We start from the raw sequence: 13,842 nt of genomic DNA on the forward strand, positions 1-13,842 counted from the left end.
CGGTGTCCGTACCGCTGAGCATTCCGAGCCCCCCCGACGCGTGGAGTCAGTACGACCTCACGATCGGCACCTTCACGCTCGCGATCCACACCTACGCGCTCTGCATCCTCGCGGGGATCATCGTGGCGACGATCATGACGAACCAGCGCCTCAAGCGCCGCGGCGCGGAGCCGTGGGTCGTGCTCGACATCATCATCTGGGCGGTGCCGCTCGGCATCGTCGGCGCCCGCGCCTACCACGTGCTCACCCACCCCGGCGACTACTTCTACGACGGCGCCGACCCGTGGGAGGTCGTCCGCATCTGGAACGGCGGCAACGCCATCTTCGGCGGGCTCATCGGAGGCGCGGTCGGCGCGTTCATCGGCTGCCGCTGGACAGGAGTGCGCTTCTGGACCTTCGCCGACGCCCTCGCCCCCGGCATGCTCGCCGCTCAGGCGCTCGGGCGCCTGGGCAACTGGTTCAACCACGAGCTCTTCGGCCTGCCCACGACCCTGCCCTGGGGCCTCGAGATCGAGACCACCAACCCGGCCTTCCCCGTCGGCCTCCCGGCGGGCACGCTCTTCCACCCGACCTTCCTCTACGAGATCCTCTGGAACGTCGTCGGCATCGCGGTCATCCTCCTGCTCGAGCGCCGTCTCAAGCTGCAGTGGGGCACCGTCTTCGCCGCCTACCTGATCTGGTACGGGATCGGCCGCGTCTGGTTCGAGTCCATCCGGATCGACCCGAGCGAGTTCTTCTGGGGCATCCGCACCAACGTCTGGGCCGCGCTCATCGCCGTGGTCATCGGCCTGGTCCTCGTGGTGATCCAGAAGCGCGAGCACCCGGGCGCCGAGCCCTCGGCCTACCGGCCGGGTCGCGAGTGGACGCCCGCCCCGGCTGCGGTAGAATTCGAGGACGTCGAGTCCGACTCCGACGACACCACCACCCCTGCTTCCGGCACCGACGCCGAGAAGCCGACGGTCTCCCGCACCTGACGGAGGTCGCGGAGCCTCCGCGACCGCCTCCCGGGTGCCCGACACCTCCACGACCGCCCCATCGCGGCGCAGCCACGAGCGCTGCCGCGGGCGGGTCGTCGTGCAGGCACCGCCGGCGGCGCGCGACGCTCGCGCCACGGCAGAACCCTGCGGCCCTCCCGATCGGGGAGCCGCTCCTCCTCCACCACCGCGGGCCAGCGACGTCCCGATCAGCCATCACCCCCGTGAGGACGGTTCCCATGGCCTCCGCCCAGCCCTCGACCCCGGCCCGCGCCGTGCCCTTCCTGGGCATGCCGCCGGCGCAGGGGATGTACGACCCGGCCGCCGAGAAGGACGCGTGCGGTCTCGCGATGGTCGCCACCATGCGCGGCACCGCCGGCCACGACATCATCGACGCCGCGCTGAACGCGCTGCGCAACCTCGAGCACCGCGGCGCCGTCGGCTCCGACGCGGGAACGGGCGACGGCGCGGGGATCATCACGCAGATCCCGGACGAGTTCCTCCGCGCGGTCGCTCCCTTCGAGCTCCCGCCGCTGGGCCAGTACGCGGTGGGCAACGCCTTCCTCCCGGTGGACGTGTTCGAGCGCGAGCGGGTCAAGTCGACGATCGCCGACATAGCCCGCGAGGAGAACCTCGCCGTGGTCGGCTGGCGGTCCGTGCCCGTGCAGCCCGACGAGATCGGCACGCTCGCCCGGGCCGCCATGCCGGCGATCGAGCAGCTGTTCATCCGGAGCGAGCTGACCGACGAGAGCGGCACGCCCCTCTCCTCCGTGCGCCTCGACCGCCTGACCTTCCGCCTGCGCAAGCGCGTCGAGCGCGAGCTCGAGGTCTACTTCATGTCGCTCTCGAGCCGCACGCTCGTCTACAAGGGCATGGTGACGACGCTCCAGCTGGAGCCGTTCTACCCGGACCTGTCCGACGAGCGCTTCGCGTCGAAGCTCGCGCTGGTGCACTCCCGGTACTCCACCAACACCTTCCCCTCGTGGCCGCTCGCTCAGCCGTTCCGGATGATCGCGCACAACGGCGAGATCAACACGGTGCAGGGCAACCGCAACTGGATGCGCGCGCGCCAGTCGCAGCTGAAGAGCCGCGAGCTGGGCGACCTGGCCCCGCTGTTCCCGATCGTCTCGCCCGGCCGCAGCGACTCCGCCTCGTTCGACGAGACCGTCGAGCTGCTCAATCTGGCCGGCCGGTCGCTCCCGCACGCGGTCATGATGATGGTGCCGGAGGCCTGGGAGAACCAGGACGGCGCGCTCGACCCGAAGCGCCGCGCGTTCTACGAGTACCACTCGATGCTCATGGAGCCGTGGGACGGCCCGGCCGCGATCGTCTTCACCGACGGCGAGCTCGTCGGCGCCACCCTCGACCGCAACGGGCTCCGACCCGGCCGCTACGTCGTCACCGACGACGGGCTCGTGGTGCTCGCCAGCGAGATCGGCGTGCTCGACATCGACCCCGCGAAGGTGGTCCGCAAGGGACGCCTGCAGCCCGGCCGCATGTTCCTGGTCGACACCGAGCAGGGCCGCATCGTCGAGGACGAGGAGATCAAGGGGCAGCTCGCCGCCTCCGGTCCGTTCGAGGAGTGGCTCGAGAAGGGCCGCATCAACCTCAAGGACCTCCCCGAGCGCGAGCACATCGTGCACACGCCCGCCTCGGTCAACCGCCGCCAGCGCACCTTCGGCTACACCGAGGAGGAGGTCCGCCTCCTCCTGCTGCCGATGGCGCGCGCCGGTGCGGAGCCGCTCGGAGCGATGGGCTCGGACACCCCCGTGGCCGTCCTGTCCAAGCGCCCCCGCCTGCTCTTCGACTACTTCACGCAGGCCTTCGCGCAGGTGACGAACCCGCCGCTGGACTCGATCCGCGAGGAGGTCGTGACCTCGCTCCGCCTGGGCCTCGGCCCCGAGCGCAACCTGCTGACCGCCGGTGCCGAGCACGCGCGCCAGGTCGTCCTCGACTTCCCGGTCATCGACAACGACGAGCTCGCGAAGATCCAGCACATCGCGCCGCGCCCGCTGAGCCACATCACCACGACGATCCGCGGCCTCTACCGCGTCGACGCGGGACCCCGCGCGATGCAGGACCGCATCGACGAGATGTGCGACGAGGCCGACGAGGCCATCGCCGCGGGAGCGCAGTTCCTGGTGCTCTCGGACCGCGACTCCACCAAGGACCTCGCGCCGATCCCCTCGCTGCTGATGCTCGCCGCCGTGCACCACCACCTCATCCGCACCGAGAACCGGATGCGAGTGGGGCTCGTGGTCGAGGCGGGCGACGTCCGCGAGGTGCACCATGTGGCGACGCTCATCGGCTACGGCGCCTCCGCGGTCAACCCGTACCTGGCGATGGAGACCTGCGAGGACCTCGTCCGCAGCGGCATGCTGTCGGACGTCTCGCCGGAGAAGGCCGTGAAGAACGTGATCAAGGCGCTCGGCAAGGGCGTGCTGAAGATCATGTCCAAGATGGGCATCTCCACCGTGTCGAGCTACGCCGGGGCGCAGACCTTCGAGGCCGTCGGCCTCAGCCAGGCGTTCGTCGACCAGTACTTCACCGGCACCGTCTCGAAGCTCGGCGGCATCGGCATCGACGTCGTCGCCGAGGAGAACGCCGCGCGTCACCGCGCCGCGTACCCCGAGGACGGCGCGATCGTCGCGCATGAGCGCCTGGCGGTCGGCGGCGAGTACCAGTGGCGCCGCGACGGCGCCCCGCACCTGTTCAACCCGGACACGGTGTTCCGCCTGCAGCACTCGACGCGCAACCGCCGCTACGACGTCTTCCGCGAGTACACGAAGATGGTCGACGACCAGGCGAGCTCGCTGATGACCCTCCGCGGCATGTTCAAGCTCGACACCGCGGGGCGCACGCCGATCCCGATCGACGAGGTCGAGCCGGTCGAGGCGATCGTGAAGCGCTTCTCGACGGGCGCGATGAGCTACGGCTCCATCTCGCCGGAGGCGCACGAGACGCTCGCCATCGCGATGAACCGCCTCGGCGCCAAGTCGAACACGGGCGAGGGCGGCGAGGACACCGAGCGGCTGCTCGACCCGGAGCGTCGCTCCGCGATCAAGCAGGTCGCCTCGGGCCGCTTCGGCGTCACGAGCATGTACCTCACCCACGCCGACGACATCCAGATCAAGCTCGCCCAGGGCGCCAAGCCCGGCGAGGGCGGTCAGCTGCCGCCCACGAAGGTGTACCCGTGGATCGCGCGCACCCGGCACGCGACCGCCGGTGTCGGCCTGATCTCGCCGCCGCCGCACCACGACATCTACTCGATCGAGGACCTGAAGCAGCTGATCTTCGACCTCAAGCGGGCGAACCCGTCGGCGCGCATCCACGCGAAGCTGGTCAGCCAGTCGGGCATCGGAGCGGTCGCCGCCGGCACCGCGAAGGCCCTCGCCGACGTGATCCTCGTCTCGGGTCACGACGGCGGCACCGGCGCGAGCCCGGTGAACTCGCTCAAGCACGCGGGCACGCCCTGGGAGCTCGGCCTGGCCGAGACCCAGCAGACGCTGATGCTCAACGGCATGCGCGACCGCGTGGTCGTGCAGGTCGACGGCCAGATGAAGACCGGTCGCGACGTCGTCATCGGCGCGCTGCTCGGAGCCGAGGAGTTCGGCTTCGCGACGGCTCCGCTGATCGTCGAGGGCTGCATCATGATGCGCGTCTGCCACCTCGACACCTGCCCGGTGGGCGTCGCGACGCAGAACCCGGAGCTGCGCCAGCGGTTCTCCGGCAAGCCCGAGTTCGTCGTCAACTTCTTCGAGTTCATCGCCCAGGAGGTGCGCGAGTACCTCGCGCAGCTCGGCTTCCGGAGCGTCGACGAGATCGTCGGCCACCGCGAGCTGCTCGACGTCGACCAGGCGATCGAGCACTGGAAGGCGAGCGGGCTCGACCTGACGCCGATCCTCGTCGGACCGGTCTTCACGGCGGAGGAGCCTCGCCGCCACGGCCGCGCGCAGGAGCACGAGCTCGAGCACCACTTCGACAACGAGCTGATCCGCCTCGCGGCGAACGTGCTCGACCACCGCGGCACCGTGCGGATCGAGCGCGAGATCAAGAACACCGAGCGCGCCGTCGGCACCATGCTGGGCCACGAGGTCACCGTCCGATTCGGCGAGAACGGCCTGCCGGCCGACTCCATCGTCGTGTCGCTCCGCGGCTCGGCCGGGCAGTCGCTCGGAGCGTTCCTCCCCGCCGGCATCACGCTGCGGCTCGAGGGCGACTCCAACGACTACGTCGGCAAGGGCCTCTCGGGCGGCCAGATCGTGGTGCGGCCGGACCGCCGCAGCACCTTCGACGCCTCGACGAACGTGATCGCGGGCAATGTGATCGGCTACGGGGCGACCCAGGGCACGATGTTCATCCGCGGGATGGTCGGCGAGCGCTTCCTGGTCCGCAACTCCGGCGCCACCGCGGTGGTCGAGGGAGTGGGCGACCACGCGCTCGAGTACATGACCGGCGGCCTGGCGGTGATCCTCGGCGAGACCGGGCGGAACCTCGGCGCCGGCATGTCGGGCGGCACGGCCTACATCCACGGCCTGCGCCGCGAGCTCGTGAACCGCGACGCGATCGCCTCCGGCGAGCTGACCCTCTCCGAGCTCGGCAGCGCCGACGTGGAGATCCTGCGCGACCTGCTCGAGCGGCACGTCGCGGAGACCGAGTCGACCCTGGCCCAGGGGATGCTCGACGATTTCGACGGAACGGTCTCGCGTTTCGTCAAGGTACTGCCCCGCGACTTCGCCGCGGTGCTCGCGACGCGCGCATCCGCTGTGGAGGAGGGGCTCGACCCCGACGGCGACGTCGTCTGGGGACGGATTCTGGAGGTGACCGGTGGCTGATCCCAAGGGGTTCCTGAAGGTGCAGGACCGGGAGCTGCCCAAGCGGCGTCCCGTGTCCGTCCGCCTGATGGACTGGAAAGAGGTCTACGAGCAGGGCGACTCCGCCGTGCTGCGCCGGCAGGCGGGCCGCTGCATGGACTGCGGCATCCCGTTCTGCCACAAGGGCTGCCCGCTGGGGAACCTCATCCCCGAGTGGAACGACCTGATGTGGCGCGGCGAGGGCCGCCAGGCGATCGAGCGCCTGCACGCGACGAACAACTTCCCGGAGTTCACGGGCCGGCTCTGCCCGGCGCCGTGCGAGTCGTCCTGCGTGCTCGGCATCAATCAGCCCGCCGTCACGATCAAGCAGATCGAGGTCTCGATCATCGATCAGGCCTTCGGCAACGACTGGGTGCAGCCGCACCCGCCGGAGCGCCTGACCGGCAAGACCGTCGCGGTCGTCGGCTCCGGCCCGGCGGGGCTCGCCGCCGCTCAGCAGCTCACCCGCGCCGGGCACACCGTCGCGGTCTACGAGCGCGACGACCGCATCGGCGGTCTCCTGCGCTACGGGATCCCGGACTTCAAGATGGAGAAGAAGCACCTCGAGCTCCGCCTGAACCAGATGAAGGCCGAGGGCACCCGGTTCCGCGCGGGCGTCGACATCGGCTCCGACATCACCTGGGACGACCTGCGGGCGCGCTACGACGCGGTCGTGGTCGCCACCGGTGCTCTCGTGCCGCGCGACCTGCCGATCCCGGGTCGCGACCTCGACGGCGTGCACTTCGCCATGGAGTACCTCGTGCAGTCGAACCGCGCGATCGCGGGCGACCGCGTCTTCGAGCAGATCTCGGCCGAGGGCAAGCACGTCGTCGTCCTGGGCGGAGGAGACACCGGAGCGGACTGCATCGGCACCGCCCACCGCCAGAAGGCCGCGTCGGTCACGAACCTGGCGATCGGGCAGCAGCCGCCGTCGCAGCGCCCGGACAGCCAGCCCTGGCCGATGGACCCGACCGTGTTCGAGGTCTCGAGCGCCCACGAGGAGGGCGGGGAGCGCATGTTCCTCGCGTCGACCGTGGAGTTCCTCGCGAACGAGGGCGGCGAGGTCCGCGCGGTGCGCGTGGCCGAGACCGAGTACCTCGACGGACGCCGCGTCCCCAAGGCGGGCACCGAGCGCGAGATCCCGGCCGACCTGGTCCTGCTCGCCCTCGGCTTCACCGGCCCGGAGGCGGACCACCTCGGCCGCCAGCTCGACGTCCCCTTCACCGAGCGCGGCAACGTCGCGCGCGGCGACGCCTTCGAGACCACCGTCCCCGGCGTCTTCGTGGCCGGCGACGCCGGGCGCGGCCAGTCCCTGATCGTCTGGGCGATCGCGGAGGGCCGCTCCGTCGCGGCCGAGGTCGACCGCTACCTCGAGGGCACGACCCAGCTGCCGGCGCCGGTCGGCCCCAACGACCGGGGCTTCACGCTCTAGTCCCCGGGACGCGATAGTCTCGGCCCGCCAGCAATCAGCTCACCCTCCCCGCTAACGACGCGCCTCCGGGCGCAGAACAACGGAGCACCCCCTCAATGAGACGAGCGAAAATCGTCGCCACCCTCGGCCCGGCAACGTCGTCGTACGAGACCATTCGTGCGATCATCGACGCCGGCGTGGACGTGGCCCGCATGAACCTCAGTCACGGAAGCTACGACGTCCACGAAGGCATCTACCGCATCGTGCGGAAGGCCGCGGACGACGCCGGGCGCGCGGTCGCGATCCTCGTCGACCTGCAGGGTCCGAAGATCCGCCTCGGCAAGTTCGAGGGCGGCCCGTACGCCCTCGCCGAGGGCGACGTCTTCACCATCACCACCGAGGACGTCCTCGGCACGCGCGAGCTCTCGGGCACCACGTTCAAGGGCCTCCCGGACGACGTGAACCCGGGCGACATGCTCCTCATCGACGACGGCAAGGTCGCTGTCCGCGTCACCGCCGTCGAGGGCCCCCGGGTCGTCACCGAGGTCGTCGTCCCCGGCAACGTCTCGAACAACAAGGGCATCAACCTGCCCGGTGTCGCGGTCAACGTCCCCGCCCTCTCCCAGAAGGACGAGGACGACCTCCGCTGGGCGATCCGCCTCGGCGCCGACATCATCGCCCTCTCCTTCGTGCGCAACGCCAGCGACATCGAGCGCGTGCACGAGATCATGGCGGAGGAGGGCCGCAAGGCTCCCGTCATCGCCAAGATCGAGAAGCCGCAGGCGGTCGACAACCTGCAGGAGATCATCGACGTCTTCGACGGCATCATGGTCGCCCGCGGCGACCTCGGCGTCGAGCTGCCCCTCGAGGCGGTGCCGATCGTGCAGAAGCACGCCGTCGAGCTCGCCCGCCGCTGGGCGAAGCCGGTCATCGTCGCGACCCAGATGCTCGAGTCGATGATCGAGAGCCCCCGCCCCACGCGGGCCGAGGCCTCGGACGTCGCGAACGCCATCCTCGACGGCGCGGACGCGGTCATGCTCTCGGGCGAGACCAGCGTCGGAGCCTGGCCCGTCGTCACCGTGCAGACCATGGCCCGCATCGTCGAGTCCACCGAGGAGCACGGCCTGGAGCGCATCCCCCCGCTGGGGAGCAAGCCCCGCACCCAGGGCGGATCCGTCACGCTGGCCGCCGCCGAGGTCGCGGAGTTCGTCGAGGCGAAGTTCCTCTGCGTGTTCACGGAGTCGGGCGACTCGGTCCGCCGCATGACGCGCCTGCGCCACGGCATCCCGATCATCGGCTTCACCCCCGAGCCGGCCGTCCGCCGCCGCATGGCGCTGAACTGGGGCGTCCAGTCCTTCGTCACGCCGCGCGTCAACCACACCGACGCGATGTTCGCGCAGGTGGACGCGGTGCTGCTCCGCGAGGGCCTCGCCCAGGCGGGCGAGACCGTGGTCGTCGTCTCCGGATCGCCCCCCGGGCGCGCCGGCACGACGAACGACATGCGGGTGCACATCGTCGGCTCGTCCAGCTCGGCCGACAGGGCCGAGAACTGGGACCACTGAGTCCAGCACCCTCCGGAGGGCCCGGTCGCGCGAGCGGCCGGGCCCTCCGGCGTTCCCCGGCGGCCCGCGTGGCGGGACGCGCCTCCGCGGGCGGATACCGTGGACCCATGCGACTCGGCGTGCTCGACATCGGCTCCAACACGGTCCACCTGCTCCTCGTCGACGCGCACCCCGGCGCCCGCCCGGTGCCCTACCGCTCGCACAAGCGGAGCCTCGCTCTCGTGGCGCACCTCGATGAGGCGGGGGAGATCACCGAGCGTGGCCAGCGCGAGCTGATCGCGTTCGTGACCGAGGCCGCCGAGGTCGCCCGCGAGCACCGCGCGGAGGACCTGCTGGCGTTCGCGACCTCGGCGATCCGCGAGGCCGGCAACGGCGCGGCGGTCCTCGACCGGGTCCGCGCCGAGACGGGCGTGCACCTCCAGGAGCTCGGCGGCGAGGCCGAGGCGTCGGCCACCTTCCTCGCCGTGCGCCGCTGGTTCGGCTGGGGCGCGGGCTCGATCCTGGACCTCGACATCGGCGGCGGCTCGTTCGAGCTCTCGATGGGCGTGGACGAGGTGCCCGAGCTCGCCGTGTCGGTCCCGCTCGGAGCGGGGCGGGTGACGCGGGACCTGCTGGTCGGCGATCCCGCCTCGGCCACGAGCGTGAAGGCCGCCCGGCGTCACGCCCGCGAGGTGCTCGCGGAGCCCGTCCGCGGCTTCCTCGCCCTGGGGCGCCCCGACCTGGTCGCAGGCACGTCGAAGACCTTCCGGTCTCTGGCGCGGATCACCGGCGCCGCTCCGAGCGCCGCCGGTCCGCTGGTGCGCCGCGAGCTGCACCTGGTCGACCTCCGGCTGTGGTCCGCCCGCCTCGCCGCGATCGGCGCGGCCGATCGCTCAGCGCTGCCCGGCGTCTCCGCTCTGCGGGCTCCGCAGCTGCTCGCGGGCGCTCTCGTCGCGGAGGCGGCCATGGACGCCCTCGGCATCGAGACGCTGGTGATCTGCCCCTGGGCCACCCGCGAGGGGCTGATCATCCGCCGCTTCGAGCTGCTCGATGCGCAGATCCAGCGCGCGGACGTTCAGCTCAGCGCGATGCTGTAGGACAGCGACCGTCGGCCGCCCGGCTCGAGGACGACCTGGCGCGGCTTGTCGACGATGTCGCCGTCCCAGCCCTCGGGGGTCGGGACGCTCCGCCACGGCTCGAGGCAGACGAACGGGGCCCCGACGGGCTTCCACACGCCGACCACGTCGAAGTCCCCGGTGTCGACGACGATCGCGCGGGCGGCGCCGTCGGCCTCGAGCCGGAGGGTCCGCCGGCGCGGCTCGTCGAAGATCATCACGCCCTCCTCGAAGTGCGCGTCGTCCACTGTCAGGACCCCGTCCTCGAGCGGCGCCGGGTGGCGCGCCTCGAGCAGCAGGTTCTCCGGAGCGCGGCGGTACCCCTCCGGCTCGGGCTGCGCGAAGCGGATGCGGTGCTCGCCGCGGCCCTCGGGCAGCGGCAGCGCGAAGGCCGGGTGGTTGCCGAGCGAGAAGCCCAGCGGAGAGGGACCCCTGTTCTCGACGGTCTGGGTGATCCGGAGCGAGGCGCCGGTCACGGCGTAGGCGATGAGGAGCGTCAAGTCGAAGGGGAACACCGCGCGCGTGGCGTCGTCGCTCCGGAGCCGGAACACCGCCTCGTCCGCCGAGACGCCCGCGAGCTCGAAGACCCGGTCCCGCGCGAAGCCGTGCTGCCCCATCCGGTGGTCCGCGCCGTCGTGGTGCAGCGTGTCGCCGGGGAGGCGGCCGATGATCGGGAACAGGACGGGAGCGTGCCGGCGCCACTCCGGGCCGGCCTGCCACAGGTACTCGCGGCCCTCGTCGTCGCGGAGGGACGTCATCTCGGCCCCGGCGGTCGTCAAGGCGAGGCGCAGGCTCTCGCTGCCGAGGGTGAGGACGGTGGGCGCGGGGGAGTCGCTGCTGGTCATCCTCCGATTCTGCCCGTCACGCGGTGCGGGCGGGGGTGTCGGCGGCGCGTGGCAGCATGGGGCGGTGCCTCCCGAGTCGACCCCTTCCTCCTGGCGCGCCCGCGTCGGCGAGCTCAGCGGACCCGCCGAGGCCGAGTCGCCGCCCGTCCTCACTCCGATCGGGCTGCAGTTCGAGCTGCGCCGGCTGGTGCGCCGGGCCGACGATCCCTGGCGGGCGCCGGCGAGCGCGCGCGTCACGGCGAAGACCTACGACGCCGCCGAGCGCCGCGACCACCGTCTGGCCACCCGCCCCGTCGTCCGCGGGCGCGGGGGCGCCTGGAACCGCACCACCCTCACCTGGAAGTCGCTGAACTTCCAGACCCACCGGCTCTCGCTCGACCCCGCTCACCAGCGCTGGTTCGCCGAGTTCGCGGCCCTGCACCGCGCCACGCGCACCGTCCACCTGGGGCAGGACCCCGACTGGATCCACCTCGACGACTACGAGAGCCCGCTGCTCTGGCGGCTGCTCGAGCAGGCGCAGGCCGTCGGGATCCCGCTGCTCGCCCCGGAGAAGGGCGCGGTCCGCCTCGCCGGTCCCGCCCATGTGGCGGTGACGGTCTCGGCGGAGGCGGGAGGCCTGCGGCTGCGGCCCGTCCTGCGGATCGACGGCGCGGAGCACGCACCCGAGTCGGCGCGTCCGGTCGCCCGGCACGGCGTCTACGCGGTCGAGGGCGGCGATCCGTCCTCGCTCCTGCTCGCGCCCGCGTCCCTGCCCTTCGACGACGAGGAGCTGCGGCTCCTCGACCACCCCGAGGAGACGGAGGTCCCGGCGGAGGACGTGCCCGAGTTCGTCGGCGAGCACCTCCCCGCCCTCCGCGGCCGCGTCGCGGTGCGCGAGGAGGGCGTCGACCTCGTCCTGGACGATCCGGAGCCCCCGCGCCTGGTCTGCACGGTCTCGTTCGAGCCGCGGCGCGCCGTCAGCGTGGGCTGGCACTGGCGCCGCTCGGCCGATCGCGCGGGCGAGCTCGACGGCACGGCCGACGCCGCTCTCGAGCGCGCGGTGCTCCGCCGGGTGCGCTCGGTGCTCGGCGAGGCCGGGTCCGCTCTCGTGCCGGAGCCGGGGACGAGTGCGGTCCTGCGCGGGGCCGAGGCGGCGGTGTTCGTGGTGGAGCAGCTCCCGCAGCTGGAGGGGATCGGCGGGGTCCGGATCGAGCGCGAGGGCGCGGCCCCGGACTACCGCCTGCTGACCGGACCGCTCACGCTCACCATCACCGCGGTCGACACCGAGAGCGCCGACTGGTTCGACCTCGGCGTCGTCGTGACCATCGGCGACGCGACCGTGCCGTTCCTGCCCCTCTTCCGCGCTCTGGCCGCGGGCGGCGACCGCATCCGCCTGGTCGACCACTCCTACCTCTCGCTCGCGCACCCCGGCCTCGACCGGCTCCGGGAGCTGCTGACCCGGGCGGACGAGCTCGTGGAGTGGGAGACGGGACCGCGGCTCGGCCGGCACCAGACCGGGCTGTGGAACGAGCTGGAGGAGCTCGCCGACGAGAGCGTCCCCTCCGACGCGTGGCGCGCCGTGCTCGACTCCGCGCTGGCCGCCGGGTCGCCGGAGGACGTGGAGCCGCCGGAGGGACTGACCGCCCGGCTGCGCCCGTACCAGCGGGCGGGCTACGCCTGGCTCGTCCACCGCCTCCGTCACGGGCTCGGCGGGATCCTGGCCGACGACATGGGCCTCGGCAAGACCCTGCAGGCGCTGGCCATGATGCTCGACGCGGTCGAGGAGGCGGGCCGCGCCGGGATCCGCCGCGCGCCGTTCCTCGTGGTCGCCCCCACCTCGGTCGTGCCGGGCTGGCGCTCGGAGGCCGAGCGCTTCGCGCCCGCCCTGCGCGTCCACGTCGTCGCGAGCTCGCGGGAGGGCGCGCTCGACGCGATCCCGGGCGACGCGGACGTGGTCCTCACCAGCTACGCGGTCCTGCGCCTCGGCGGCGAGCGCTGGGCGTCGAGGACGTGGTCGGCGCTGATCCTCGACGAGGCCCAGTTCGTCAAGAACCCCGCCTCACAGACGCACCGGGCCGCCCGCGGGGTCGGCGCGCCCGTCACGCTCGCGCTCACCGGCACACCGCTGGAGAACTCGCTCGACGAGCTCTGGGCGGTCCTCGCCCTGGTGGCGCCCGGGCTCCTGCCGCCGCTGCGCCGCTTCCGCGAGGAGTACACCCGGCCGATCCTGCACGCGGAGGCGCCCGTCGGCATCGGTTCGCCCGATCTGTCCGAGGGACGGACCGTCAGCCACACCGAGGGCGCGCGCCGCCGCCTCGAGAGACTGCGCCGGCGACTGCGTCCGTTCCTGCTCCGCCGCACCAAGGAGGCGGTGGCGCCGGAGCTCCCCGAGAAGCAGGAGCAGACGATCGAGGTCGCGCTGACGCCCGCCCACAGGGTGCTCTACGACGGCTACCTCCAGCGCGAGCGGCGGAAGCTCCTGGGCCTGGTCGACGACCTCGACCGGCAGCGCTTCACGGTGTTCCGATCGCTCACGCTCCTGCGCCTGCTCGCGCTCGACGCGTCCCTGGTCGACCCGGCCTACCGGCACGTCCCGTCCGCGAAGCTCGACGTGCTCGTCGAGCAGCTCGACGACGTGATCGCGGAAGGCCGTCGGGCCCTCGTCTTCAGCACCTTCACCTCGTACCTGGAGCGGGCGGGGGAGCGGCTGCGTCGGCGCGGCATCCCGTTCGTGCAGCTCGACGGCTCCACGCGGGACCGCGCGGGAGTGATCGAGGAGTTCCGCTCGGGAGCCGCGCCCGTCTTCCTGATCAGCCTGAAGGCGGGCGGCACCGGGCTCACCCTCACCGAGGCCGACCACGTCTTCATCCTCGACCCGTGGTGGAACCCGGCGGCCGAGGCGCAGGCCGTCGACCGCGCGCACCGCATCGGCCAGGAGCGGCGGGTGAACGTGTACCGGCTGGTGGCGACGGACACGATCGAGGAGAAGATCGTGCGCCTCCAGGAGCGCAAGGGCCGCCTCAGCACGGCGGTGCTCGACGAGGGCGAGCTCTTCGCCCGGGCGCTGTCGGCCGACGACGTCCGCGAACTGCTGGCCGAGTGACCACGGCCCCACGAAGGGTGA

General features: G+C 72.4%; 7 protein-coding genes. 6 read left to right on the forward strand and 1 reads right to left on the reverse strand.

The window, feature by feature from the left end:
* Nucleotides 1-2 precede the first annotated feature (2 nt).
* The 5 genes from lgt to C5C36_RS01710 all read left to right on the forward strand — a co-directional run bounded on the left by lgt (nt 3) and on the right by C5C36_RS01710 (nt 9,876).
* Nucleotides 3-974, forward strand: coding sequence for a prolipoprotein diacylglyceryl transferase (gene lgt, locus C5C36_RS01690; RefSeq protein WP_258059820.1), 972 nt, complete (start codon nt 3-5; stop codon nt 972-974).
* A 239-nt stretch (nt 975-1,213) separates the two neighbouring features.
* Entirely contained in the window at nt 1,214-5,809 is a 4,596-nt protein-coding gene (gene gltB, locus C5C36_RS01695; protein WP_104232656.1) for a glutamate synthase large subunit, read from the forward strand.
* On the forward strand, nt 5,802-7,259 hold the full coding sequence (locus tag C5C36_RS01700) for a glutamate synthase subunit beta (RefSeq protein WP_104246790.1): 1,458 nt from the start codon (nt 5,802-5,804) through the stop codon (nt 7,257-7,259). The genes gltB and C5C36_RS01700 overlap by 8 nt, the downstream gene beginning before the upstream one ends.
* A 95-nt stretch (nt 7,260-7,354) precedes the next feature.
* Nucleotides 7,355-8,800 (forward strand): pyruvate kinase, encoded by a 1,446-nt coding sequence (gene pyk / locus C5C36_RS01705; protein WP_104221869.1) that lies wholly within the window; start codon nt 7,355-7,357, stop codon nt 8,798-8,800.
* A gap of 107 nt (nt 8,801-8,907) precedes the next feature.
* The gene (locus C5C36_RS01710; protein ID WP_104246791.1) at nt 8,908-9,876 is read left to right on the forward strand and encodes an exopolyphosphatase; all 969 of its coding nucleotides are present in this window, start codon (nt 8,908-8,910) and stop codon (nt 9,874-9,876) included.
* On the opposite strand, the gene C5C36_RS01715 is transcribed toward C5C36_RS01710, so the two are convergent.
* Entirely contained in the window at nt 9,855-10,739 is an 885-nt protein-coding gene (locus tag C5C36_RS01715; protein WP_104309121.1) for an aldose 1-epimerase family protein, read from the reverse strand. The two genes, C5C36_RS01710 and C5C36_RS01715, sit on opposite strands and share 22 nt — an antisense overlap.
* 64 nt (nt 10,740-10,803) lie before the next feature.
* Here C5C36_RS01715 and C5C36_RS01720 point away from each other — a divergent pair, with 64 nt between their 5' ends.
* On the forward strand, nt 10,804-13,821 hold the full coding sequence (locus C5C36_RS01720) for a DEAD/DEAH box helicase (RefSeq protein WP_104309156.1): 3,018 nt from the start codon (nt 10,804-10,806) through the stop codon (nt 13,819-13,821).
* Nucleotides 13,822-13,842: the final 21 nt, after the last annotated feature.

The sequence above is a fragment of the Rathayibacter sp. AY1G1 genome (assembly GCF_002932095.1).
Taxonomy (GTDB): Bacteria; Actinomycetota; Actinomycetes; order Actinomycetales; family Microbacteriaceae; genus Rathayibacter.

What these genes read in the sequence shown, in the direction of transcription:
- C5C36_RS01715 (WP_104309121.1), bottom strand. Translation starts at nt 10,739, where the DNA reads ATGACCAGCAGCGACTCCCCCGCGCCCACCGTCCTCACCCTCGGCAGC.
- C5C36_RS01710 (WP_104246791.1), top strand. Translation starts at nt 8,908, where the DNA reads ATGCGACTCGGCGTGCTCGACATCGGCTCCAACACGGTCCACCTGCTC.
- gltB (WP_104232656.1), top strand. Translation starts at nt 1,214, where the DNA reads ATGGCCTCCGCCCAGCCCTCGACCCCGGCCCGCGCCGTGCCCTTCCTG.
- pyk (WP_104221869.1), top strand. Translation starts at nt 7,355, where the DNA reads ATGAGACGAGCGAAAATCGTCGCCACCCTCGGCCCGGCAACGTCGTCG.